Below are 22,296 nucleotides of genomic sequence, written 5' to 3'. Positions count from 1 at the left end.
CGGCTCAGTCGGCCGGTGGCAGCTCGCCCGAGCCGCGGGTGATCAGCCGGGTGGGCAGCTCGATCCGCTCCGGTGCGACGAGCGTGCCGTCCAGCTGCCGGAACAGGCGCTCGGCGGCGGTCCGGCCGAGCGCGGCCGAGTCCTGCGCGACGACCGTGACCCCCGGCTGGAGCAGCTCCGCCAGCTCGATGTCGTCGAACCCGACCAGGGCGACCTGGCGGGACTGTTCGGCGAGGACCCGGATCACCGTGACCGTCACCCGGTTGTTGCCCGTGAAGATCGCGGTCACGGGTTCGGGCGCCGACAGCATCTCCTCGGCGGCCCGGCGCACCCGCTCCGGACTCGTCGTGCCGAGGGACATCCAGCGGTCGTCGACCGGTATCCCCGCGTCCTCCATGGCGGCCCGGTAGCCGCGCAGGCGCTCGGCCGCCGTGTGGATGCGGGGCATGTCGCCGATGAACCCGATCCGCCGGTGCCCGTGCCCGATCAGATGGGCCACGCCGTCGCGGGCGCCGCCGAAGTTGTCCGACAGGACCACGTCGGCGTCGATCCGGCCGGCCGGGCGGTCCACGAAGACGGTCGCCACGCCCGCCCTGATCTCCGGCTCAAGGTAGCGGTGGTCGTCCCCGGCCGGGATCACCACCAGGCCGTCCACCCGCCGCGCGCACAGGGCCAGTGCCAGCTCCTGCTCTCGCTCCGGGTCCTCGGCGCTGGAGCCGTTGATCAGCAGGGCGCCGTGGGCCCGGGCCACCTCCTCCACGGCGCGGCTGAGCGGGCCGTAGAACGGGTCCGCGAGGTCCTCCAGGACCAGGCCGATGCTCGCGGTGCGGCCCTTGCGCAGTACCCGGGCGCTGTCGTTGCGGCGGAAGCCGAGCGCCTCGATCGCCTCCTGCACCCGGCGCTCGGTGTCCGGGGTGACCCCCGGCTCGCCGTTGACCACCCGGGAGACCGTCTTCAGTCCGACCCCGGCCCGTGCCGCCACGTCCTTCATGGTCGGGCGGTTGCCGTAGCGCGTGCCGGGTAGGCGGTCTGCGCGGCGGGTGATCTCTGGCACGATGCGCTGTCCTGTCCTGTCGTCCGTCTGGTCCAGCGGCCCCCCGGGGGGCCTCCGTACCTCTTTCCCACGGGGTGGTGCGCGGATCCATGGGCTTGTATGAGGATGTGGCGTCGAGCATAGAGCCTGGACAACGTTGTCAGATGCGCGAGAGACTGTCCACCGCTGTCCCCGGCCTGCGCCCCCACCGCTTGACCGGCCTGCGTTTTCCTGGTTTTTCAAGCTTCAACGGGGAGATTCGACTCTGATGCACACCGACCTGGTGGCGGCCCTGGACATCGGCGGCACCAAGATCGCCGGCGCGCTGGTGGACGGCGACGGACGGATCCTGGCCCGGGCGCAGCGCGCCACGCCCGCCCAGCAGAGTGGCGAAACGGTCATGCGGGCGGTCGAGGAGGTGCTCCGCGACCTCGGCGGCTCGCCCCTGTGGGGACGCGCCGGCTCCATCGGCATCGGCAGCGCGGGCCCGGTGGACGCGTCGGCCGGCACGGTCAGCCCGGTGAACGTACCCGGCTGGCGGGACTTCCCGCTGGTCGAGCGGGTGCGCGCGGCCACCGGCAACCTGCCGGTCGAGCTGATCGGCGACGGCGTCGCCATCACGGCCGCCGAGCACTGGCAGGGCGCCGCCCGCGGCCACGACAACGCGCTGTGCATGGTGGTCTCCACCGGGGTCGGCGGCGGCCTCGTGCTGAACGGGCAGCTGCATCCCGGCCCGACCGGCAACGCCGGGCACATCGGTCACATCAGCGTCGACCTCGACGGCGACCCCTGCCCCTGCGGCGCCCGTGGCTGTGTGGAGCGCATCGCCAGCGGCCCGAACATCGCCCGCCGCGCGCTGGAACAGGGCTGGCGTCCGGGCCCCGACGGCGACACCTCGGCCGCCGCGGTGGCCGCCGCCGCCCGCGCGGGCGATCCGGTCGCCGTTGCCTCCTTCGAGCGGGCCGCGCGGGGGCTGGCCGCGGGCATCGCGGCCACCGCGACCCTGGTCGAGATCGACATCGCGGTGATCGGCGGGGGCGTCGGCAAGGCCGGCGACATCCTCCTCACCCCCCTGCGCAAGGCGCTCACCGACTACGCGACGCTGTCCTTCGTGCAGCGGCTGACCGTCGTGCCGGCGCAGATGGGCACCGACGCGGGCCTGGTCGGCGCGGCCGCGGCCGCGCTGGCCCGCAGGCCGGACGCGACCGCGGCGAGCGTCTGAGGGCACGTTCTGCGGCCCGCGTCCCGGGGTCGCCGGCCGCGTCGACGGCTCAGCAGCCAAGGCGCGCGTCCGCCCAGTCGGCGTGGTCCGAGTCGACGCCGTCCCCGCCGTCGGTGACGACCAGGCGGACCACCTCGGCGCCGGTCACGTCGGCCGCGACCGGCCGGGCGGGCAGCGCGTTGGTCAGCACCCCGGTCGAGGCGGCCTTCCTCCCGTCCGCCCGGATCTCGAAGGCCACGGTGCCGGCCGCGCCCTTCCCGTCGTCCGCGGTGACCGTCTCGCACGCCCTGCCGATGCAGAAGCAGACGTCGCTCGGGGCGTGCACGCCGAGTCCCTTGACGTGGGCGGGATCGGATGGCCGTCGCCCGCCGCGCTCTCCCCGTTGCTGGTGTCGCGCTCCACGGGGCCCCGGCCGCTGCTCGCCGACAGCCACGGCAGGTCGCTGAGGTACGACGTTCCGGAGGGCGGCGGCAGTACGACCGACGCGGTCAGCGGAAGGGTGGCGGTGACCCGTTGCCCGGAGGGGTGCGGTACCGCGCCCGCAGGGTGAGTTCGTAGCGCCCGTCGGCGTCCCGGCCGGTGCGGTGACGCGCCACCCGCTGCGCAGGGACCGGCCGGTGCCGAGCGCCGCGGTCGTGGTCGCCGACATGGCGCGCACGCTCCAGCCGTCGGGTCCGGTCGGCGAGACGGACACCCGGCGGGCGGGTGTACGGCCCAGATCGGCGACGGTGCTCGTCAGGGTCGCCGGGGTGCCCGTCTCCAGCAGGGTGCCCCCGTCCGCCCCGAGTCCCACAAGTGGACGGTGACGTCGGCCAGTTTGGGCCGGCCCTGCCTGACTCGCCGGTACAGCCTGGTCGCCAGGAGCACGCCCAGCAAGGCGCCACAGCCCAGGCCCGGCAGGACGAGCCGACGCCGATGGGCCCGGAAGTGGGCGGGCACCGGGCCGCGGGTTCACGAAGCGAGCCCCGACCGTCCCCGCAGAGCGACGTCGTCGAGGAGGGCGTCGTCGGGTGTGCGGAACGCGGGGGAACCGCTCACCGTCACTCCACGGCCCACCGGGACAGGGCCGCGTCAGGACTCACCGGAACTCGTGGACGACCTCGATGCGGCCGACGATGTGGGCGTTGAACTCGTCCAGTTCCTCGGCGGGCACCCACAGCTCCAGAATCGTCCGGCCGCCGGCCTGCTGCACCGGGTAGCGGCGGACGAACTCGGTGTCGACCTCGAAGCGGGTCACGAAGCCGGCGCCGTCGTGCTTGACGTTCCAGTCGCGGGCGATCCGGATCGCGTAGTCCTCGTTGAGGACCGGGTAGAAGATCGGCTGCTCGGGGAGCCGGGGCGGCCACGCGCGCCAGTCGAGCTCACGGACCAGCTCCAGCTCCACGGGACCCGTGGGTCGCCAGAGGGTGGTGGTGGGGCGGGGGCCGGTCATGACGGTGCCTTCTCTTTCCAGCGCGGTGAACGGGACACGGTCCTCGGGACGATACCGGTGGCGTGATCGTCGCGGCCACGCCGTTTTCGGTGCCGTGGCGTGCCCGGCCGGGCGTCCGGCCGCGCCGCCGGTCAGGAGGGCGGGGCGCCCCCGCACCGCTCGACGGTCGATCTGCGGAGCGGAACCGCGGTGATCCGCGTGACCCCCGGGCGCCTGCGCAGTTGATCAGCGCATGAAGAAGCGCAGCATGCTCGCCATCGCCAGCCTCGCCACGGGATTCGTCGTGGCCGCCATCACGCCCTCGCACGCCGCGGACGAGGGAACGCTGAGCGACCTCAACGTCTCGGACACCCTCGACACGGCCGGCCACCTCGTCAGCCACGACAGTTTCGCCCTCGACGACGGCATCACGGGCCAGGAGTAGGCCCGACGTCGTACGGCGTTCGTGCCGGTGTCCCCGCCGCCGGGGGCACCGGCACTGCCGTACGGGCGCCCTCACCGGGGCGGGGTTTCCGTGGCAGGGTGGAGCGGGCAAGCCACAGGGGGCCAACACAAGAGGGGGAGTCCGTGACCGTCGTCTGGATCAACGGCGCGTTCGGTGCGGGGAAGACCACCACCGCACGGGAGCTGATCGAGCTGATCCCGAACAGCACGCTCTTCGACCCCGAGGTCGTCGGCGCGGCGCTCACGCACCTGCTGCCGGCCAAACGCCTGGCCGAGGTCGGCGACTTCCAGGACCTGCCGGTCTGGCGCCGGCTCGTGGTCGACACGGCGGCCGGGATGCTCGCCGAGCTCGGCGGGACCCTCGTGGTGCCCATGACCCTGCTCCGCCAGGAGTACCGCGACGAGATCTTCGGCGGACTCGCCGCCCGCAGGATTCCCGTGCACCACCTGGTCCTCGCTCCGGCCGAAACGATCCTGCGCGAGCGCATCGCGGCCCGGGAGATCCCCCCGGAACTGTCCGACGGCGAGCTGCGGGTACGGCAGTGGTCGTACGACCACATCGAGCCCTACCGCACCGCCCTGCTGTCCTGGCTCACCTCGGACGCCCACCTGGTGGACACCAGCGCCCTCACTCCTCACGAGGCCGCCGTGCGCATCGCCGAGGCCGTCGGCAGCGGTGCCGTGCCCGCCTGCGACATCGTGCAGACCCCCGAACCCACCGCCGAGACGCTGGCCGCCGGTGTCCTCCTCTTCGACGAGGAGGACCGGGTGCTGCTCGTGGACCCCACCTACAAGCCCGGCTGGGAGTTCCCCGGCGGTGTGGTGGAACGCGGCGAGGCACCGGCCCGGGCCGGCATGCGCGAGGTCGCCGAGGAGACGGGGATACGGCTCCAGGACGTGCCCAGGCTGCTCGTCGTGGACTGGGAGCGGCCCGCGCCGCCCGGATTCGGCGGGCTTCGGCTGCTGTTCGACGGGGGCCGGCTGGAGTCCGGCGAGGCGTCCCGGGTCCTGCTGCCGGGGCCGGAGCTGCGCGCCTGGCGCTTCGCCACCGAGCAGGAGGCCGCCGAGATGCTCCCCCCGGTCCGCTACGAACGGCTCCGCTGGGCTCTTCGGGCGCGTGAGCGCGGCACTGCGCTGTACCTGGAGGCCGGAGTGCCGGTCGGCTGATCCGCGCGCCGGGGGCTCTGTCCTCAAGGGTGTGCGCCGGTGGTTTGCGTCGGGGGCGCCCCGCCCGGTCGACCCCGCGCCAAAGGCGCCCTCCGCCGGACGCCGGGGGTGCCGGTCGGGTGATCCCCGCGCCGGGGACCGGGCCCGGCTGGCTGCCTCGCGTGCCGCTGTTGCGGTGCGGCCGACCGGGCGGCACCTTCCCCACGGCGGGACGGGGGCTCCGTCCGGAGACCTGAGGGCCGGTGGACCGGCCGTTCGGGTCAGGGGTGCGACGCGGCCGTGGCCCGGCGCAGGGCGGCGGCGGCTCGGCCGAGCACCGGCGCGCCGTGGCCGAAGCAGGCCACCTCCGGCTCCAGGTCCGCCAGTCGGAGGACGGAGTCGAGCAGGCGGGGCCGGTCGAGGTTGAACACTCCGGGCATCACCGTCCCGTCGACCGGTGACGCGGCCACCGTGTCCCCGGTGAACAGCACGCCCTCCTCGGGCAGGAACAGCGCGATGCTGCCGTCGGTGTGCCCGGGGACGTGGAGCACCCGGGCGCCGCCGCCGAAGTCCAGCTCGTCCCCCTCCGACAGGTCAGTGACGGCCGAGGGGGTAACCGGCGTGCCCTCGGGCAGGTGTTGCGCCGCCTCCGCGTGGATCGGCAGCTCCCACTCCTCGAAACGCGGCGGCGGACCGGCCAGTTCGCCCCGGACGAACGGCGCGTCCAGACGGTGCGCCAGCACCTCCGCACCGCTCAGCGCGGCGAACTCGCCCGCTCCGCCCGCGTGATCCTCGTGGAAATGGGTGAGGACGATCCGCCGAACGTCTCCGGGAGCGTGCCCCAGCGCCGAGACGGCCTCGGCGATGGAGCGGCCGGATCCCGACGTGCCCGCGTCGATCAGCGTCAGCCCGGCTTCGTCACGCCAGAGGTAGGCCTGGCCGACCGGGAAGCGCAGGAGACTGAGGCGGGGCAGCAGTTCGACGAGGTCCATGCGCCGACCGTAGGCGGGGCCGCCGCCCGGAGGCGAGGGCCCTCTGCCACGGGCAGAATGGTCAGCCGGCGTAGTTGCGCAGGAAGAGCGCCTCCGCGACGGAGAGCTGCTCCAGCTCCGCGGGCGACACGCTCTCGTTGAGGGCGTGGATCTGCGCCTCCGGCTCGCTCAGGCCGATCAGCAGGATCTCCGCCTGCGGGTACAGGCCGGCGAGGGTGTTGCACAGCGGGATGGAGCCGCCCTCACCCGCGTACTGCATCGTCTCGCCCGGGTAGGCGACCGCCATCGCGTCGGCCATCGCCTGGTACGCCGGGGTGGAGACGTCGGCGCGGAACGCCTGGCCCTGCCCGATCTGCTCCGTGGTGACCCGGGCGCCCCACGGCGTGTGCGTCTGGATGTGGGCCTGGAGCAGCTTGGTGGCCTCCGCCGCGTCCACGCCCGGCGGAACCCGCAGGCTGATCAGGGCGCGGGCGCTCGCGTGCACGGACGGCGTGGCGCCGACGACCGGCGGGCAGTCGATGCCGAGGACGGTGACCGCCGGACGGGCCCACAGGCGGTCGGCGACGGCGTCGCCGCCGATCAGCCCGACCTCGTCGAGCACCTTGGCGTCCGCGCGGAACTGCTCCTCGGGGTACTCCAGGCCCTCCCAGACGGCCGTGGCGTCGAGCCCGTCGACGGTCGTCGAACCGTCCTCCGCGCGCAGCGAGTCCAGCACGCGGACGAGCGCGGCGAGCGCGTCCGGGGCGGCGCCGCCGAACTGCCCGGAGTGCAGGTTGCCGGCGAGGGTGTCGATGCGCACGCGGATCAGGGTCATGCCCCGCAGGGTGGTGGTGACCGTCGGCAGGCCGACGCGGAAGTTGCCGGCGTCTCCGATGACGATCGTGTCGGCCTCCAGCAGCTCGGGGTGCGCCTCGGCGTAGCGCTCCAGGCCGCCCGTGCCCTGCTCCTCCGAGCCTTCCACGATCACCTTGACGTTGACCGGGACGCCGCCGTTCGCCTTGAGGGCGCGCAGCGCGAGCAGGTGCATGATCACACCGCCCTTGCAGTCGGCGGCCCCGCGGCCGTACCAGCGGCCGTCGCGCTCGGTCAGCTCGAACGGCGGGGTGGTCCAGCCGGCCTCGTCCAGCGGCGGCTGGACGTCGTAATGCGCGTACAGGAGGACCGTTTTGGCGCCCTCGGGGCCCGGCAGGTGGCCGTACACCGACTGCGTGCCGTCCGGGGTGTCCAGCAGGGCCACGTCGACGAAGCCCTCGGCGCGCAGCGCGTCGGCGATCCAGCTCGCGGCCGCCTCGCTCTCGCTCTTCGGGAACTGCGTGAAGTCCGCCACCGATTTGAAGGCGACCAGCTCGGTCAGCTCCGCCTTCGCCCGGGGCAGCAGCGAGGCTACGGTCTCGGCGACCGGATTCGACGACATGGGCACGCTCCTCGTGGGTGCGACGTTGAACGGGGTGAGTACCCCCGATACTCCCACAGTGGCCTGCGACGACGGTCGCCGTAGGATGCGAGGGACACTTCGGCAGCGGCTTGATCGGAGCGGTAGACCAACGTGAGCGGCGAGAACTCTTCGGCGGACGACGTGCGGCAGGTGTGGGACGTCGTCGTGGTGGGCGCGGGACCCGCGGGGGCTTCGGCCGCCTACGCGGCGGCGGTCGCGGGGCGGCGCGTACTGCTGCTGGAGAAGGCCGAGCTGCCCCGCTACAAGACGTGCGGCGGCGGCATCATCGGCCCCTCGCGCGACGCGCTCCCGCCCGGCTTCGAGCTGCCGTTCCGGGACCGGGTGCACGCGGTCACCTTCTCGAACAACGGCCGCTTCACCCGCACCCGCCGTTCCCGGCAGATGCTGTTCGGCCTGATCAACCGGCCCGAGTTCGACCAGCAGCTGGTCGAGCACGCCCAGAAGGCGGGCGCCGAGCTGCGTACGGGCGTCACGGTGCAGCGGGTCGAGCAGCACGGCTCGGCGGTGCCGGACCGGCGCACGGTCGCCGTCGTCCTGCAGGGCGGGGAGACGGTGCTGGCCCGCGCGGTGGTCGGCGCCGACGGCAGCGCCAGCCGCATAGGGGCGCACGTCGGGGTGAAGCTGGATCAGGTGGACCTCGGCCTGGAGGCGGAGATCCCGGTGCCCGAGACGGTCGCCGAGGACTGGCGGGGGCGGGTCCTCATCGACTGGGGCCCGATGCCCGGCAGTTACGGCTGGGTGTTCCCGAAGGGCGACACGCTGACGGTCGGTGTGATCTCCGCGCGCGGGGAAGGCGCCGCCACCAAGCGTTACTTGGAGGACTTCATCGGCCGCCTCGGCCTGTCCGGTTTCGAACCGGCCATTTCCTCCGGGCACTTGACGCGCTGCCGTGCCGACGACTCCCCGCTGTCCCGCGGCCGGGTGCTGGTCTGCGGGGACGCGGCCGGGCTGCTGGAGCCGTGGACCCGCGAGGGCATCTCCTTCGCGCTGCGCTCGGGCCGGCTGGCGGGGGAGTGGGCCGTCCGCGTCGCCGAGGCGCACGACGCGGTCGACGCCCGCCGCCAGGCCCTCAACTACGCGTTCGCCGTCAAGGCGGGGCTCGGCGTCGAGATGAGCGTCGGCAAGCGGATGCTGGCCGCGTTCGCGAGGCGTCCCGGGCTGTTCCACGCGGCCCTCACCGGCTTCCGTCCCGCGTGGAAGGCGTTCAAGGAGATCACTCAGGGCTCCACCTCGTTGGGTGAGCTGGTCCGCGCCCATCCGCTCGCCCAGCGCGCGCTGACCGCGATGGACCGCAACGCGGTGCCCGCGCCCGCGGAGGAGCCGGTCAGCCCGTGACCGTGATCCGGAAGACGGGGTGGTCGCCGGCGCAGGCGATGATCTCCTCGTCGGAGGACTTGGCGGTCACCCCGGCGAAGTACTGGTTGACCTCCCAGCCCCACTTCTCCAGGTAGGTGCGGAGCACGGGGAGCTTCTCGGCGTCGGGAAGCTCCACCGCGGTGAAGGGGCGCACCTTGCGGCCGACGCGCAGTTCCCCGCCCCCGGCGGCGCGCATGTTCCGCACCCACTGGGAATGGCCGCGCGCGGAGACCAGGTACCGCTCACCCTCGTAGGTGTGCGGGTTGACCGGGATGCGCTGCATCTTGCCGCTCTTGCGTCCGGGCACGGACATCTCTGCGGTGCCCATGAGACTGACGCCGTGCCGGGCGAGCCAGCCGATCACGCTGTTCATGCGGACGGTGAACGGGCTGCCCTTGAGGTAGTAGGGCGAAGACGACGACATAAGGACCCCCACGGTTCGGGAGAGCGGTGCTCTCGCTCGACTCCAGTCTGGAGCAGACGGGTGCTCCAGAGCAAGAGCAGTGCTCTCTTTTTTGGGCACCGCTCTCGTATGTGTGCACCGCTCTCGGTCCGTGGCACACTGCTGGGATGAGCAGTGCACAGGGAGCCCGCGCGCGGGCCAGGGCCGAAGTCACCGCGGCCATCAAGGAGGCGGCCCGCAGACAGCTGGCGGCCGAGGGGGCGGCCAGGCTCTCGCTGCGGGCCGTCGCCCGTGAACTCGGCATGGTCTCCTCGGCCGTGTACCGGTACTTCCCGAGCCGGGACGAGTTGCTGACCGCGCTCATCATCGACGCGTACGACTCTCTCGGCGAGGCGGCGGAGCGGGCGCGGGACACCGCGGCCGGCGGCTCGCCCCGGGAACGCTGGACGGCCGTGTGCGAGGCGGTGCGCGACTGGGCGCTCGGTCATCCGCACGAGTACGCGCTGATCTACGGCTCGCCCGTGCCCGGCTACTCGGCCCCCGAGACCACCGTCCCCGCCGCGTCCCGCGTCGGCCTCGCCCTCATCGGGATCATCCGCGACGCCCACCAGGGGCCCGGCCTCGCCGTCCCGGCGCTCCCGGACGACCTGCGCCCCGAGGCGGAGAGGATCGCGGCCGACATCGCGCCGGAGCTGCCGCCCGAGGTGGCCGCGCCGATGGTCGCGGCCTGGGCGCAGCTGTTCGGCCTGATCGGATTCGAGCTGTTCGGCCAGTTCAACCGCGTGGTGGAGGACCGCGCCACCTTCTTCCGGCACGCGGTCGGCCGCTTGGCCCACGAGGTGGGGCTGGCGGGCTAGGGGGTTTCGTCTGGATCAGGTCGGATCAGGCCGCGGCGTCCGGCGCGGTGCGTCGCAAGGCGGAGGATCACCCGCGTACTGGACGTACTCGGGTGGTCCGACAACGCGGCGAGGTGCCGTGCCGGGCGTCACGGACCCGGGCTGATCCAGACGAAAGCCCCTAGGGGCCCCTGGGGCGGGGCGGGGTCGCCGCGTCCGCTGCCGTCCCCCGGGCGCACGCCGCGGGCACCGGTCCGCTCGGGCCACCGTCCCGCCGGGTGCGCCGCGCACGGGGAGCGGCCGGGGCCCGCAGGCCCGGTGGGGCTGGCCGCGAGGTGGCGCCGACACGAAGACGACGGGTCCGCGAGAACGACCCCGTGAGGTCACGGGGGTCCTGACAGTCCGCCGGCGTACGAGCCCCGAGGGCGCACCCTGCGGCACCGGCGCGCCGGACCGGCACGGTCCCGGCACCGGCGGACGTACTCCCCGGGGAGTATCGGTGATCACCTCGTCCGGCCGACGCCCTCGTGGCCGGTTGCCGTCTAGCGTGGCGGACATGGAAGAGGAGCAGGGAGGCGGTCCCTCGCACTGGTGGCGGTACGGACCCCCGTGGTGGAACCGGCACCACGACCCGGAGGCGTACCGCTCCCGGCTGCCGTGGCGCTCCACCGCGCTCATCACCGCGTTCGTGCTGATCGGCACCACCTTCTCCGCGCACGGGCAGCAGCACCGCGTACCCCTCGACGGCTACGGACGCGCCCTGCTGGTCGTCGCCTCGCTCCTGCTGCTGTGGCGGCACCGCCACCCGGTGACCGTGGCCTTCGGCACGACGGTGGCGGCCCTCGCCTACCTCGCCCTCGGCTACCCGTACGGCCCCGTCTTCCTCGCCGTCGCCGTCGCCTGCTTCAGCGCGGTCGTCGACGGTCACCGGCGGGCCGCCTGGACGGCCATCGGCCTGCTGTGGGCCGGACACGCCCTGGTCGCGCTGTGGCTCTACCGCCTGCTGCCACCCGCGGGGGACGAGCGGGCGGGCCTCACCCAGGAGATCGTCCTGGCCACCTGGGTGCTGGCGATCGTCGCCGTGGCCGAACTGGCCCGCGTGCGCCGCGAACAGTGGGCGCGCGAACGCGCGGACCGCGCCGAGGCGGCCAGGCGGCGCGCCGACGAGGAACGGCTGCGGATCGCCCGCGAACTGCACGACGTCCTCGCGCACAGCATCTCCGTCATCAACGTGCAGGCGGGCATGGGCCTGGTGCTCCTCGACAGCGATCCCGAGCAGGCGCGGGCCGCGCTCACCACCATCAAGGCCGCCAGCAAGGAGGCGCTCGGGGAGGTCCGCCAGGTCCTCGACACCCTGCGCGCCCCCGGGGCGGCGCCGCGCGCCCCCGCCCCGGGGCTGGACCGGCTGCCCGAATTCGTGGAGCAGGCGGCGGCAGCGGGACTCACCGTGGAGATCGAGGGCCGGTCGCCGCACCTCCCGCCGGGCGCCGACCTGGCGGCGTTCCGCATCGTCCAGGAGGCCCTCACCAACGTCGTACGGCACTCGGGATCGCGGCACGCGCGCGTGCACCTCGCCCACGACGCCGGGGGGTTGCGGCTGCGGATCGACGACGACGGACCCGCCACCGGCGCGGACGCCGGGGGCAGCGGGAACGGACTCGCCGGAATGCGTGAGCGGGCCGCCGCGCTGGGTGGCACCATCGAGGCGGGCCCACGCCCCGACGGTGGCTTCCGGGTGCTCGCCGTACTGCCGTCGCGCCTCAGGGAGGACCAGTGATCCGGGTACTGCTCGCCGACGACCAGTCCCTGGTGCGGGCGGGGTTCAGGGCGCTGCTGGACGCGCAGCCGGACATCGGGGTGACCGGCGAGGCCGCCGACGGTGAGGAGGCGCTGCGCCTGGTGGGCGAACTGCGGCCGGACGTCGTCCTCATGGACATCCGCATGCCCCTGCTGGACGGACTGGCCGCCACCCGCCGCATCACCGGGGACACGGAGCTGAAGGACGTGAAGGTGGTCATGCTCACCACCTTCGAACTGGACGAGTACGTCTTCGAGGCGATCCGCGCGGGCGCCTCCGGCTTCCTGGTCAAGGACACGGAACCGGAGGAACTGCTGCGCGCCGTACGGGCCGTGGTCGAAGGGGACGCCCTGCTGTCGCCCGGTGTCACCCGCCGGCTGATCGCCGAGTTCGCGGCCCGTTCGAAGGAGCCCGCGGCGGCCGGCTCGCTCTCCCTGCTGACCGAGCGGGAGCGGGAGGTGATGGCGCTGGTCGGCATCGGCCTGTCCAACGAGGAGATCGCCCGCCGCCTGGTGGTCAGCCCACTCACCGCCAAGACCCATGTGAGCCGCACGATGGTGAAGCTCGGTGCCCGGGACCGCGCCCAACTCGTCGTGCTGGCCTACGAGTCGGGCCTGGTACGGCCGGGCTGGCTGGGCGGCTGAGCGCACCGCCCACGACTCGCGCAGCGGATCCGGCCGGCCTCGGGGCGGGCTGCCGTACGACGATCCGGCGAGCTCAGGCCGGAGCACCGGTCACGCCCGCCCTTGCCTGGCGCTCGGTCACACGCCCCAGCGAGCCGCTGCGCGACCGGCGCGACCGGCCCGCAGGCGTGCGCCCGGCGGGCCGGTCAGGTCGCCGCCGGGCGCACGTGTGAGGCGTTCCCCTCAGGGCGGAGCCTCAGTCGCCGACGGCGACGCGCTCCGCCTCCGCCTCCTCCACGGTGGACCGGGCGACCACGACCGACGGCAGGCTGGGCCGCCGGCGCAGTCCGGTGAGGGTGATGAGCAGGCCGAGGGCCGCGATGCCGGTGACGACCACGAAGCCCGGACGGTAGCTGTCGAGGACGGCCTGTGCGCCGGCGTGGGCGGGTGCGCCCGCGGTGACCACCGCCGTGACCACCGCCAGGAAGACGGCACCGCCGACCTGCACCGAGGTGTTGAGCAGACCGGAGACCATGCCCTGCTCGTGGTCCTCGACCCCGTTGGTGGCCTGGATGTTGAGCGAGGGGAAGACCAGTGCGCAGGCCGCGCCGATCAGCAGCATCGAGGGCAGGACGACGGCGGCGTACACCGGGTCCAGGTCGACGCGCAGGAACAGGGCGTACCCGAGGACCATCAGCGCGAAGCCGGTCGCGATCAGCCGCGGGGTGCCGAACCGGTCGACGATCGCGCCGACCTTGGTCGAGGACACCGCCACCAGCGCGCCCGCCGGCAGGAAGGCGAGCGCCGTGTGCAGCGCGGACCAGCCGAGCAGGGACTGCATGTACAGCGTGGTGAGGAACTGGAAGCCGACGTAGGAGCCGAAGAAGGCGATCGCGCCGAGCTGGGCGCGGATCTGACTGCCCGAGCGGAGCACTCCCAACCGGATCAGCGGGCTGGGCGAGCGTCGCTCGACCGCCACGAACGCGGTCAGCAGGACCGCGACGGCCAGGAAGGACAGCAGGGTGCGGGCCGAGGCCCAGCCGGCCTGCGGGGCCTGGACGACGGTGAACACCAGCAGCAGCATCGACGCGGTGCCGAGGACGGCGCCGGGGATGTCGTAACCGGCGTGGTTCTCCTCGCGGGCACTGCGCGGCAGCAGTTTGAGGCCGGCGAGGAGGGCGATCAGGGCGATCGGCGCGGGCAGCAGCATGGTGAGGCGCCAGCTGGCCTCGGTGAGCAGGCCGGACAGCACCAGGCCCATGGAGAAGCCGGTGGCGGCGCAGGTGGTGTAGATGGAGAGGGCGCGGTTGCGCAGCGGGCCCTCGGGGAACGTCGTGGTGATGATCGACAGGCCGGCGGGCGCGGTGAAGGCGGCGCTGAGGCCCTTGATGAAGCGGCTGGCGATCAGCAGCGGACCGGAGTCCACGAGCCCGCCGAGCAGGGACGCCAGCGCGAAGACGCCGAGGGCCACCAGGAACACCCGGCGCCGGCCGAGGAGATCCGCCGTCCGGCCGCCGAGCAGGAGCAGCCCGCCGTATCCCAGGATGTAGCCGCTGACGATCCATTGCAGCGTCGACGTGGACAGATGCAGGTCGGAGCCGATGGACGGCAGCGCGACGCCGACCATCGACACGTCGAGCGCGTCCAGGAACATCGCGGCGCACAGCACCAGCAGGGTGCCCCACAGCCGGGGAGTCCAGCGGACTCCCGAGGACGGGGTCGTGGGGGTGGTGAGCGGAGAGGTCATGCCGACGACACTACATGCACATGCATCGAATGCAAGCGCATTTAATTACGATGCAACAATTCGGATTCTCTGCTACGGTGCGCTCATGGCGGCGAACAAGGCCGAGCAGGCGCTCGCGGAGCAGTGGCGGGACATCCTGGCCCTGCACGCCCGCACCCAGTGCGAGCTGGACCGGGAACTGCACGGGCACGGGCTGTGCGCCAGCGACTTCGAGGTCCTCGACCTGCTGGCCGAGGGGTCCGCCGCGGACGGCGGCTGCGCCTACCGTGTGCAGGAGATCTCCGACCGCGTCCATCTCAGCCAGAGCGCGCTGTCCCGGCTGGTCGGCCGCCTGGAGAAGGACGGCCTGGTCGAGCGGGCCATGTGTCCCGAGGACCGGCGCGGGGTGCGCGTCATGCTCACCGAGAAGGGGCGCGCGCTGCACGGTGAGGTGCGGCCCGTGCAGCGCGCGGTACTGGCGAGGATGCTGGACGAGTCGGGCTGACCGGCCGTCAGATGCCCGACGCCTCCCGCCACAAGGTGGCGAGCGCGTGGTCACCGGTCACCTTCGGCACCGGCGCCCTGTTCCACAGCGCCAGGTACAACTGCTCCGCGGGACCCGACAGTTCGGCCTCGGCGGTCCCGGCTTCCGCCCGCACGGTCACCGGCGGCTCGGTGGTGAGCCGTACGGTCCACACCGCGTCCGCCCCGGCGTCCTGCGCGCGCACGCGCAGCGCACGGGGCTCCTCGCTGCGGACCCGGCTCCGGGAGCGGGCGTGGAAACCCCGCAGCAACTCGTCGATGCCGTCCGCCGCGAAGTCCGGTGCGATCGGCGTGGCCGTGCCGCCGCGTGCCGCTTCCGCGTCGTAGCGGTGCACGGTCGTCTCGTGCGCCTGCCGCCGGATCCAGAACGCCAGCGGTGAGGGTCCGGACGCCGGGAGGAAGGTCCAGCACTCGACCTCCGGGGGCGCGGAGGTCAGGGTGTCGACGAGCAGCCGGTGGCTGTCCCGGTACCAGTCCACGAGCTCGGCGCCGTCCAGGTCGGGAGCGTCTCCCATGGGGCGCGGCGCCGTGTGCCCGTCGGCCACGAAGGCCGCGGCCCACCGGTGGACGGCTCCCGTGTGCCGCAGCAGGTCGCGCACCTGCCACTCCGGGCAGGTCGGCACCTTGGCGTCGGGACCGGCCTCGGCGGCGGCCGCCGCGAGCAACCGCCCTTCCCGGTCCAGGGTCTGAAGGAACTCGGCAGTCTCCATGCGGTGAGTGTGCCGGACGGAGCGGACGCCGGGGATACCGGGCCTCGCGACGACGCCCCACGGAAAGTGCGGGTGCGGGTTCCGGTGCAGCGCCGGATGCCGACGAGCCGGGCTGCGGCGTCAAGGTGGTTGCGACGGAGGAGCGGGCGGGCGGTGGCCGGACGGGCCGGAAGAACGGCTGCGCCTGGCCGGCGGGAGGGATTCGGCGGGGCGCCAGCTGTGTACGGGACCGTGGATCCGGAGCCGTCTCGATCAGCCGTCGCCTGCCGGGCGTCGACCCAGACCGGGTGCCGGACGGCCGCCCGGAGCGGGTGCCGGGGCGGCGGAACGGCAGTACCCGGCCGCCTCGCCCGCAGCGGGGGGCCGCCTCAGCCGCCCATCGCTCGCCGTGTCGACACCGCGATCACCGTGGCGACAGCGGCCAGCGCGGCCACGCTGGTGAGGGCGACGGGGAGGGAGAACCAGTCGGCCATGAAGCCGATCGCGGGCGGTCCGAGCAGCATGCCGCCGTAGCCCAGGGTGGACGCGACGGCCACGCCCGACGGCCCGGCCAGGGCGCCGGCCCGCTCCACGGCGACCGGGAAGAGGTTGGCCAGGCCGAGTCCGGTGACGGCGAAGCCGAGCAGTGCCGCCCCTACCGAGGGCGCGAGGGAGCCGAGCAGCATGCCCGCGGAGGCGACCGTGCCGCCGGCGATCACGGTCCGGGCCCGGCCGAGGCGGGCCAGCAGTGTCGAGCCCGTCAGCCTGCCGAGGGTCATCGCCAGTGCGAAACACGCGTACCCGGCGGCGGCCGTCCCGGCGGACGCGGCCAGGTCCTGCTGGAGGTGGAGCGCGCCCCAGTCCGCCATGGCGCCTTCGCCGTAGGCGGTGCACAGGGCGATGAGACCGAAGACGACGACCGTGCCGCGGCCCCCCGTCGAGCGTGCCTTGGAGTGCGTCCCGGCCGGTGAGGGGGGCGTGCGGTGGGCGGGCGCCGGAGGCTCGTGCCGCAGCAGGGTGCGTCCGGCGACCGCCGTGACGAGGAGCCCGACCAGGGTGAGGCCGAGCAGATGGCGGGTCGGGGAGAGGAAGCCCGCGACCAGCCCGCCGAGGCCGGCGCCGATCATCCCGCCCAGACTGAAAGCGGCATGGAAGCTCGGCATGATCGGCCGGCGCAGGGCGGCCACCAGATCGACGGCGGCGCTGTTGAAAGCGACGTTCACACCCCCGTACGCCGCGCCGAAGAGAAGCAGGACGGCACCCAGCGCCGCTGCCGAGTGGGTGAGCGGAGGCAGTGCGACGCTGAGCGCCAGCACCACCATGCACGCGACGGTCACCGGATGACTGCCGTAGCGGCGGCACAGCCGACCGGTCAGGGTCATGGTCAGAACGGCGCCCGCGGAGACGCCGAGCAGCGCGAGCCCGAGCGAGCCGGCGGACGCGTGGGTCTGCTGCTTGATGTCGGGGATGCGGACGACCCAGCCCGCGAAGATGAAGCCGTCCAGGGCGAAGAAGGCGGTGATCGCCACACGCAGACGAGCGAGGTCCTGGCCCGGCACGACGCTGTGCGTTCGGGTTTTGTTTATTAGCGGCACAAAACCCAGGCTAGGGCGGCCGTGGGTCGGCGGGCAAGTGAGCGGCGGGACGTATGCCGTGCTCGCGTCAAGGACCGATCCCGCGCCCGGGCCCGCGGGCGCCGTCGGCGAGGTGACGAGGCGCGGTGCCGCGGCCGGCTTCCGTCGGTCGCGAGGCGGTATGTCGTAGACGCGGTACGCCTCTTGATGTGCTCGGGCTGCGGCGACGTGCGGGCATGATCCGGCGGGCCGGAACAACGGACATGGCCGGCGGGCCTGTTCGGGGGCTGTACGCGTGTGCGGGCGCGGTCGCCCGCGGCGGATGCCGGACGGTTAATGCTCGCTCACGAGCTGGTTGCGAGCGGATGAGCGCGTCATGATGGGCCCATGACGTTGGCCTCGCGCGCGCTCGCGCAACTGGCGACCTGGCCGGACCTGAGACCCGCCGTGCCGAGCTGCGGCCTGGGGCAGGCCGTGAGTTCGCTCCAGGGCGAGATCGCCCACTTCCACTCCGACCGGGATGTGGACCTGAGACTGACGGACCGGGCCGTCCGCCGGTTCGCCAAGGACTTCAAGGGCTCGGGTGCGATCAGGATCGTGCCCGGCTCGCCGTGGGTGACCCTGCGCCTCGACGCCGCGAGCGACGTCGACCTGCTGCTCACCCTGGTGAGCGTGGCGCTCCAGGCCCAGGACACCTGGCCCGACCCGGCCGACCGGCCGCTGTCCGGCTGCAACGACCAGCGGGGCGCGGGCTTCGTGAAGGCCGACCTCGGCGCGTTCTGAGCCCGCGGCACGTTCTGAGCCCGCGGCAGGGTGTGCCCGGGCGAAGTGGGCCGCTGGCGCCGTGCGGGCGGACCGGCAGCGCAGACGGGGCTCACACCGTCAGCACCCGTACCCCCGCCTCCTCGAAGCGGCGTACGGTCTCCTGGCCCACCGCCGTGTCCGTCACGAGGGTGTTCACCAGCTCCGTCCCGCAGATGCGGGCGAACGCCCGCTGGCCCAGCTTGCTGGAGTCGGCGGCGACCACCACCCGCTCCGCGCGCTCGCACAGCAGCCGGTTGATGGCGGCCTCCGCCTCGTCGTGCGCGGCCGCGCCGTGCGCGACGTCGAACGCGACCACACCCAGCACCGCCACGTCCAGCGTGATCTGGCCCAGCACCCCGTCCGCGAGCGGGCCGATGAGCTCGTACGACTGCGGGCGTGCCACCCCGCCCGTCACCACGATCTTGAACTGGGGCCGTACGGCGAGTTCGTTGGCGATGTTGAGCGCGTTGGTGACGACGGTGAGCGCCGGTGTGCCGGCGGACAGATCACCGCGCACGGCGAGGGCGCGGGCCACCTCCGTGGTCGTCGTCCCGCCGGTGAGGCCGACCGCCTCGCCGGGTGCCACCAGGTCGGCGACCGCCTTCGCGATCCGCTGTTTCTCGGAGGCGCGCCGTGCCGTCTTGTAGCGCAGGGGGAGTTCGTAGGACACCCCGTGCACCACCGCTCCGCCCCGGGTGCGCACCAGCATCTGCTGCTCGGCCAGCTGGTCGAAGTCCCGGCGGATCGTCGCCGCCGACACCTGGAGCTCCGCCGCCGCCTCCTCGACCTCCAGCCGGCCGCGCTCCACGAGCAGTTCCAGCAGCGCCTTCCAGCGGGCGTCCCGGGACATCCGCGGCCTCCGTTCTCCGATCGGTCCAGGGCCGGGCTCCGGCCGGGCTCCGAGCGGTCTCCGGGCACTCGCCGATCCTCCGGCGAGCCCGTGCCGATCGTCCCGCGGCCGTTCCTCGGTCCTCTGCCGATCTCCTCTTCCTCTCCGGCGACCCTAGCGCACCGGCACTTGCGGTCAGTTGCTTGATTGTGCTCGAAAGCTCGCTATATCTTGCAAGAACAATCAGCAAGGGGAGGGTGTGGGCATGACCCATGTCGAGGACGAGCTGAACAGCCAGCCGGCGTGCTGGATACGGGCCGCCGAGGAGGCCGGGCGGCACCGCGCGGCGCTGCCGGATCCGGGGGAGCGGGTCGCCGTCGTCGGGTGCGGGACCTCGTACTTCATGGCGCAGGCGGTGGCCGCGCTGCGCGAGGGCAGCGGCCGGGGCGAGACCGACGCGTTCGCCGCCTCCGAGTTCCCGGCCGGGCGGTCGTACGACCGGGTCGTCGCCCTCACCCGCTCCGGAACCACCACCGAAGTGCTCCGGCTGCTGGGCGAGTTGAAGGGACGCACCCGCACCACGGCCGTCACCGCCGACCCCGGCACCCCGGTCACGAAGGCCGCCGACGACCTCGTCGTGCTGGACTACGCCGACGAACGCTCCGTCGTCCAGACCCGGTTCGCGACCACCGCCCTCACCCTTCTGCGCGCCCACCTCGGCCTGCACACCGGCGCCGCCGTCACCGACGCCCGTACCGCCCTCACCAGTCCGCTGCCCCAAGGGCTGGTCGAATGCACCCAGTTCACGTTCCTGGGGCGCGGCTGGACGGTCGGACTCGCCAACGAGGCCGGGCTGAAGATGCGCGAGGCCTCCCTGTCCTGGACCGAGGCCTATCCGGCGATGGAGTACCGCCACGGCCCGATCAGCATCACCACCGCGGGCACGGCCACCTGGATGTTCGGCGAGGCGCCCGACGGGCTCGCCGAGCAGGTGCGCGCCACCGGCGGACTGTGGGTCGGGGGCGGGCTCGACCCGCTCGCCGAACTCGTCCGCGCACAGCGGCTCGCCGTCGCGGTCGCCGCCTCCCGCGGCCTGGACCCCGACCGGCCGCGCCACCTCACCCGCTCGGTCATCCTCGCCCCCTGACCCGCCGCCCGCACCCCGGAAGGACACGACACGTGCCTCTTGCGTCAACCGGCGAGCTGGTCACCCGGGCCGCCGCGGCCCGCTCCGCCGTCGCCGCGTTCAACGTCATCACCCTGGAGCACGTCGAGGCCGTCGTCGCAGGCGCCGAGGCGGCCGACGCGCCCGTCGTCCTCCAGGTCAGCGAGAACGCCGTCAAGTACCGCTACGGGCGGCTGCTGCCGCTGGCCCGCGCCGCCGTCGCCGCCGCCGAACGGGCCACCGTGCCCGTCGCCCTGCACCTCGACCACGTACAGAGCGACGACCTGCTGCGGCAGGCGCCCGGCGCGGGCTTCAGCTCGGTGATGTACGACGCCGCCCGCCTGCCGTACGCGGACAACCTGGCCGCGACGCGCGCCGCCGCCGACTGGGCGCACGCCCGAGGGCTGTGGATCGAGGCGGAGTTGGGGGAGGTCGGCGGCAGCCCGGCCAGGGCGGGAGCCGGACGCCCTCCCCGACGGCACGGGACGCGCACGCGCCCGGCGCCCGCACCGACCCGCGCCAGGCACAGGACTTCGTCGCCGGCAGCGGGGTCGACGCCCTGGCCGTCGCCATCGGCAGCGTGCACGCCATGACCACCCGCACCGCCGCCCTGGACCACGCGCTGCTCGCACGGCTGTCCGCGGCGCTTGACCTCCCGCTCGTGCTGCACGGCTCCTCCGGCGTGCCGGACGACGGGCTGGTCGCGGCCGTCGGCGGCGGCATCGCCAAGGTCAACGTCGGCACGGCCCTCAACGCCGCCATGACCGGCGCCGTACGGGAGTTCCTCGCCGCACACCCGGAGGCCGTCGACTCCCGCAAGTACCTGGCGGTGGGCCGGGAGGCGATGGCCCGTGAGGTGACCCGGATCATCGGCCTCCTCTCCGGGGCCCGCCGCTGACCATGCGCAGCACGACCCTCCACCTCGGGGAGCCGCCGGACGTGGCCGCCGCCGGTGTCGGCGTCCACGGCCAGGCGAGCGACAAGGCCTGCCGGCGCGAACTCGGCGTCTCGCCGCCCGCCCTGCGGGCTAGCCCCTCCTGACGGCCCTCAGCACCACGAACTTCGGATCGCTCGCGACCAGTTCGCTGTTCCCGAACAGCCGCTTGAGGGTCACGTGATAGCCGAGGTGCCGGTTGCCGACCACCCACAGCTCGCCGCCTGGCCTCAGCGCCCGCTTCGCCCCGGTGAACATCCGCCACGCCGTCGCGTCCGTCGTCGCCTGGTGGGAGTGGAACGGCGGGTTGTTCAGGACGACGTCCACACTGCCCGGCGCCACCCCGGCCAGCCCGTCACCGACCCGGAACTCGGCATGCCCCGGGACCCCGTTGGCCTTGTACGTCGCCTCGGCCGAGGCCACCGCCTGGAACGACTCGTCCACGAACAGCACTTCGGCCGTCGGGTCGGCCAGCGCCACCGCCGTACCCACGACGCCGTTGCCGCAGCCGAGGTCCACCACGCGGCCGGCGCCGGGGCCCGGCAGGTGCTGGAGGAAGAAGCGGGTCCCGATGTCGAGCCGGTCGGCGCAGAAGACACCCGCGTGATTGACCACCGTGCGGCCCGACACCGCACCCACCCCGCCGGGTAGGGCGTAGCTGTACGGCCACGGGTTCGCGGGCCGGTCCAGCGCCGGGTCCGGGGTGCAGAAGATCAGCCGCGCCTTCTGCCGCGCCAGCGACGTCCGGGTCGGTCCGAGGATCCGCTCGAACAACCGGAGCGTGGAGGTGTGGATCTCCTTCACCATTCCGGTGCCGACGACCACGGTGCCCGCGTGCACGGCGGGCGCCAGCCGCAGCAGCTGGTCCTCCAGCATCGCCAGGCTCTTGGGCACCCTGACGAGCAGCACGTCCACGCGCTCCGGCGGCGGGTCCTGCGTGGTGAGGAGCCGTACGCCCCCGGGTTCCACGCCGGCCCGCGCCAGGTTCGCGCGGGTCGCCTCCTGGCTCAGGAAGGAGTCCGTGATCTGGGTCGGCCGGTGCTCCGCCAGCGCCGTGACCAGCGCACCCCACCGGTCCCCGACCACGACGACCGTGCCCGTGAGCGGCACCTGCTCCTCGGCCAGGTGGCGCAGCAGGTACGCGTCGGAGGCGTCCCAGGCACGCAGCCGGTCGCGCGGATCCTCGGGGAAACGGGTCAGCTCGACCTCGCCCCACGGTGTCGTCATACGGTCGCTCATCGTGCGTCCAGGCTAGCGGAGCCGCAGATCAGGGGTGGTGGGACGGGCATGG

General features: G+C 73.7%; 21 protein-coding genes and 2 pseudogenes. 12 read left to right on the top strand and 11 right to left on the bottom strand.

Annotated elements, in window-relative coordinates:
* Positions 1 to 4: 4 nt before the first annotated feature.
* Positions 5 to 1,054, bottom strand: coding sequence for a LacI family DNA-binding transcriptional regulator (locus N8I86_RS05990; protein WP_073894813.1), 1,050 nt, complete (start codon positions 1,052 to 1,054; stop codon positions 5 to 7).
* Positions 1,055 to 1,301: 247 nt separating this feature from the next.
* On the opposite strand from N8I86_RS05990, the gene N8I86_RS05985 reads away from it, so the two are divergent.
* The gene (locus tag N8I86_RS05985; RefSeq protein ID WP_263277296.1) at positions 1,302 to 2,255 is read left to right on the top strand and encodes an ROK family protein; all 954 of its coding nucleotides are present in this window, start codon (positions 1,302 to 1,304) and stop codon (positions 2,253 to 2,255) included.
* Between the two features lie 49 nt (positions 2,256 to 2,304).
* Here N8I86_RS05985 and N8I86_RS05980 read toward each other — a convergent pair.
* Positions 2,305 to 3,060: pseudogene (locus tag N8I86_RS05980) on the bottom strand (NPCBM/NEW2 domain-containing protein); the annotation flags it as partial.
* 273 nt (positions 3,061 to 3,333) lie between these two features.
* Complete coding sequence (locus N8I86_RS05975) at positions 3,334 to 3,687, bottom strand: hypothetical protein (protein WP_123438748.1); 354 nt, start codon at positions 3,685 to 3,687, stop codon at positions 3,334 to 3,336.
* 232 nt (positions 3,688 to 3,919) lie between these two features.
* On the opposite strand from N8I86_RS05975, the gene N8I86_RS05970 reads away from it, so the two are divergent.
* Positions 3,920 to 4,111 (top strand): hypothetical protein, encoded by a 192-nt coding sequence (locus tag N8I86_RS05970; protein ID WP_073894808.1) that lies wholly within the window; start codon positions 3,920 to 3,922, stop codon positions 4,109 to 4,111.
* 143 nt (positions 4,112 to 4,254) lie between these two features.
* Positions 4,255 to 5,298 (top strand): NUDIX hydrolase, encoded by a 1,044-nt coding sequence (locus N8I86_RS05965; protein WP_263277295.1) that lies wholly within the window; start codon positions 4,255 to 4,257, stop codon positions 5,296 to 5,298.
* A 260-nt stretch (positions 5,299 to 5,558) separates the two neighbouring features.
* Here N8I86_RS05965 and N8I86_RS05960 read toward each other — a convergent pair whose 3' ends face one another.
* Positions 5,559 to 6,269 carry an MBL fold metallo-hydrolase gene (locus N8I86_RS05960; protein ID WP_263277294.1) on the bottom strand — a complete coding sequence of 237 codons (711 nt, stop codon included), beginning with the start codon at positions 6,267 to 6,269 and terminating at the stop codon, positions 5,559 to 5,561.
* A 61-nt stretch (positions 6,270 to 6,330) separates the two neighbouring features.
* Positions 6,331 to 7,683: a dipeptidase gene (locus tag N8I86_RS05955; RefSeq protein ID WP_263277293.1), complete on the bottom strand. Its 1,353-nt coding sequence runs from the start codon at positions 7,681 to 7,683 to the stop codon at positions 6,331 to 6,333.
* Between the two features lie 132 nt (positions 7,684 to 7,815).
* Here N8I86_RS05955 and N8I86_RS05950 point away from each other — a divergent pair, with 132 nt between their 5' ends.
* Complete coding sequence (locus tag N8I86_RS05950; RefSeq protein ID WP_073894802.1) at positions 7,816 to 9,060, top strand: geranylgeranyl reductase family protein; 1,245 nt, start codon at positions 7,816 to 7,818, stop codon at positions 9,058 to 9,060.
* On the opposite strand, the gene N8I86_RS05945 is transcribed toward N8I86_RS05950, so the two are convergent.
* Positions 9,050 to 9,505 (bottom strand): nitroreductase family deazaflavin-dependent oxidoreductase, encoded by a 456-nt coding sequence (locus N8I86_RS05945; protein WP_073894801.1) that lies wholly within the window; start codon positions 9,503 to 9,505, stop codon positions 9,050 to 9,052. The genes N8I86_RS05950 and N8I86_RS05945 overlap by 11 nt on opposite strands.
* Before the next feature lie 146 nt (positions 9,506 to 9,651).
* On the opposite strand from N8I86_RS05945, the gene N8I86_RS05940 reads away from it, so the two are divergent.
* The 3 genes from N8I86_RS05940 (at position 9,652) to N8I86_RS05930 (ending at position 12,762) form a co-directional block, all read left to right on the top strand.
* Positions 9,652 to 10,341 carry a TetR/AcrR family transcriptional regulator gene (locus N8I86_RS05940; protein ID WP_073894799.1) on the top strand — a complete coding sequence of 230 codons (690 nt, stop codon included), beginning with the start codon at positions 9,652 to 9,654 and terminating at the stop codon, positions 10,339 to 10,341.
* Between the two features lie 535 nt (positions 10,342 to 10,876).
* A complete protein-coding gene (locus tag N8I86_RS05935) occupies positions 10,877 to 12,097 on the top strand; it encodes a sensor histidine kinase (RefSeq protein WP_263277292.1) in 1,221 nt (406 codons plus the stop codon).
* Positions 12,094 to 12,762 carry a response regulator gene (locus N8I86_RS05930; RefSeq protein WP_263277291.1) on the top strand — a complete coding sequence of 223 codons (669 nt, stop codon included), beginning with the start codon at positions 12,094 to 12,096 and terminating at the stop codon, positions 12,760 to 12,762. The genes N8I86_RS05935 and N8I86_RS05930 overlap by 4 nt, the downstream gene beginning before the upstream one ends.
* 235 nt (positions 12,763 to 12,997) lie before the next feature.
* Here N8I86_RS05930 and N8I86_RS05925 read toward each other — a convergent pair whose 3' ends face one another.
* Entirely contained in the window at positions 12,998 to 14,488 is a 1,491-nt protein-coding gene (locus N8I86_RS05925; RefSeq protein ID WP_073894795.1) for an MFS transporter, read from the bottom strand.
* A gap of 85 nt (positions 14,489 to 14,573) precedes the next feature.
* Here N8I86_RS05925 and N8I86_RS05920 point away from each other — a divergent pair, with 85 nt between their 5' ends.
* On the top strand, positions 14,574 to 14,972 hold the full coding sequence (locus N8I86_RS05920; RefSeq protein ID WP_073894793.1) for a MarR family winged helix-turn-helix transcriptional regulator: 399 nt from the start codon (positions 14,574 to 14,576) through the stop codon (positions 14,970 to 14,972).
* A 7-nt stretch (positions 14,973 to 14,979) separates the two neighbouring features.
* Here N8I86_RS05920 and N8I86_RS05915 read toward each other — a convergent pair whose 3' ends face one another.
* Both N8I86_RS05915 and N8I86_RS05910 read right to left on the bottom strand, forming a co-directional pair.
* Positions 14,980 to 15,720, bottom strand: coding sequence for a maleylpyruvate isomerase family mycothiol-dependent enzyme (locus N8I86_RS05915; RefSeq protein WP_263277290.1), 741 nt, complete (start codon positions 15,718 to 15,720; stop codon positions 14,980 to 14,982).
* Positions 15,721 to 16,088: 368 nt separating this feature from the next.
* On the bottom strand, positions 16,089 to 17,258 hold the full coding sequence (locus N8I86_RS05910; protein ID WP_263277289.1) for an MFS transporter: 1,170 nt from the start codon (positions 17,256 to 17,258) through the stop codon (positions 16,089 to 16,091).
* A gap of 402 nt (positions 17,259 to 17,660) precedes the next feature.
* On the opposite strand from N8I86_RS05910, the gene N8I86_RS05905 reads away from it, so the two are divergent.
* On the top strand, positions 17,661 to 18,056 hold the full coding sequence (locus tag N8I86_RS05905) for a luciferase domain-containing protein (RefSeq protein ID WP_073894789.1): 396 nt from the start codon (positions 17,661 to 17,663) through the stop codon (positions 18,054 to 18,056).
* Between the two features lie 91 nt (positions 18,057 to 18,147).
* Here the strand turns inward: N8I86_RS05905 and N8I86_RS05900 are convergent, their stop codons facing one another.
* The gene (locus N8I86_RS05900) at positions 18,148 to 18,927 is read right to left on the bottom strand and encodes a DeoR/GlpR family DNA-binding transcription regulator (RefSeq protein ID WP_123438758.1); all 780 of its coding nucleotides are present in this window, start codon (positions 18,925 to 18,927) and stop codon (positions 18,148 to 18,150) included.
* A 244-nt stretch (positions 18,928 to 19,171) separates the two neighbouring features.
* Here N8I86_RS05900 and N8I86_RS05895 point away from each other — a divergent pair, with 244 nt between their 5' ends.
* The 3 genes and pseudogenes from N8I86_RS05895 (at position 19,172) to N8I86_RS05885 (ending at position 21,112) form a co-directional block, all read left to right on the top strand.
* Positions 19,172 to 20,053 (top strand): SIS domain-containing protein, encoded by an 882-nt coding sequence (locus tag N8I86_RS05895; protein WP_263277288.1) that lies wholly within the window; start codon positions 19,172 to 19,174, stop codon positions 20,051 to 20,053.
* Positions 20,054 to 20,085: 32 nt separating this feature from the next.
* A pseudogene (locus N8I86_RS05890) lies at positions 20,086 to 20,969 on the top strand (ketose-bisphosphate aldolase).
* A 2-nt stretch (positions 20,970 to 20,971) separates the two neighbouring features.
* Positions 20,972 to 21,112 (top strand): hypothetical protein, encoded by a 141-nt coding sequence (locus N8I86_RS05885; RefSeq protein ID WP_263277287.1) that lies wholly within the window; start codon positions 20,972 to 20,974, stop codon positions 21,110 to 21,112.
* Here N8I86_RS05885 and N8I86_RS05880 read toward each other — a convergent pair.
* A complete protein-coding gene (locus N8I86_RS05880) occupies positions 21,099 to 22,232 on the bottom strand; it encodes a methyltransferase (protein WP_073894782.1) in 1,134 nt (377 codons plus the stop codon). The two genes, N8I86_RS05885 and N8I86_RS05880, sit on opposite strands and share 14 nt — an antisense overlap.
* Positions 22,233 to 22,296 lie beyond the last annotated feature (64 nt).

It is taken from the genome of Streptomyces albidicamelliae (assembly GCF_025642175.1).
GTDB lineage: Bacteria > Actinomycetota > Actinomycetes > Streptomycetales > Streptomycetaceae > Streptomyces > Streptomyces albidocamelliae.
Note: the sequence above shows the minus strand (reverse complement) of the source record. Positions and strands in the feature narration are given on the sequence as shown.

Bases quoted from the DNA above. Each gene is read 5' to 3' on its own strand.
- N8I86_RS05985 (WP_263277296.1), top strand. From the start codon at position 1,302: ATGCACACCGACCTGGTGGCGGCCCTGGACATCGGCGGCACCAAGATC.
- N8I86_RS05975 (WP_123438748.1), bottom strand. From the start codon at position 3,687: ATGACCGGCCCCCGCCCCACCACCACCCTCTGGCGACCCACGGGTCCC.
- N8I86_RS05970 (WP_073894808.1), top strand. From the start codon at position 3,920: ATGAAGAAGCGCAGCATGCTCGCCATCGCCAGCCTCGCCACGGGATTC.
- N8I86_RS05960 (WP_263277294.1), bottom strand. From the start codon at position 6,269: ATGGACCTCGTCGAACTGCTGCCCCGCCTCAGTCTCCTGCGCTTCCCG.
- N8I86_RS05955 (WP_263277293.1), bottom strand. From the start codon at position 7,683: ATGTCGTCGAATCCGGTCGCCGAGACCGTAGCCTCGCTGCTGCCCCGG.
- N8I86_RS05945 (WP_073894801.1), bottom strand. From the start codon at position 9,505: ATGTCGTCGTCTTCGCCCTACTACCTCAAGGGCAGCCCGTTCACCGTC.
- N8I86_RS05940 (WP_073894799.1), top strand. From the start codon at position 9,652: ATGAGCAGTGCACAGGGAGCCCGCGCGCGGGCCAGGGCCGAAGTCACC.
- N8I86_RS05935 (WP_263277292.1), top strand. From the start codon at position 10,877: ATGGAAGAGGAGCAGGGAGGCGGTCCCTCGCACTGGTGGCGGTACGGA.
- N8I86_RS05925 (WP_073894795.1), bottom strand. From the start codon at position 14,488: ATGACCTCTCCGCTCACCACCCCCACGACCCCGTCCTCGGGAGTCCGC.
- N8I86_RS05920 (WP_073894793.1), top strand. From the start codon at position 14,574: ATGGCGGCGAACAAGGCCGAGCAGGCGCTCGCGGAGCAGTGGCGGGAC.
- N8I86_RS05915 (WP_263277290.1), bottom strand. From the start codon at position 15,720: ATGGAGACTGCCGAGTTCCTTCAGACCCTGGACCGGGAAGGGCGGTTG.
- N8I86_RS05905 (WP_073894789.1), top strand. From the start codon at position 17,661: ATGACGTTGGCCTCGCGCGCGCTCGCGCAACTGGCGACCTGGCCGGAC.
- N8I86_RS05900 (WP_123438758.1), bottom strand. From the start codon at position 18,927: ATGTCCCGGGACGCCCGCTGGAAGGCGCTGCTGGAACTGCTCGTGGAG.
- N8I86_RS05895 (WP_263277288.1), top strand. From the start codon at position 19,172: ATGACCCATGTCGAGGACGAGCTGAACAGCCAGCCGGCGTGCTGGATA.
- N8I86_RS05885 (WP_263277287.1), top strand. From the start codon at position 20,972: ATGCGCAGCACGACCCTCCACCTCGGGGAGCCGCCGGACGTGGCCGCC.
- N8I86_RS05880 (WP_073894782.1), bottom strand. From the start codon at position 22,232: ATGACGACACCGTGGGGCGAGGTCGAGCTGACCCGTTTCCCCGAGGAT.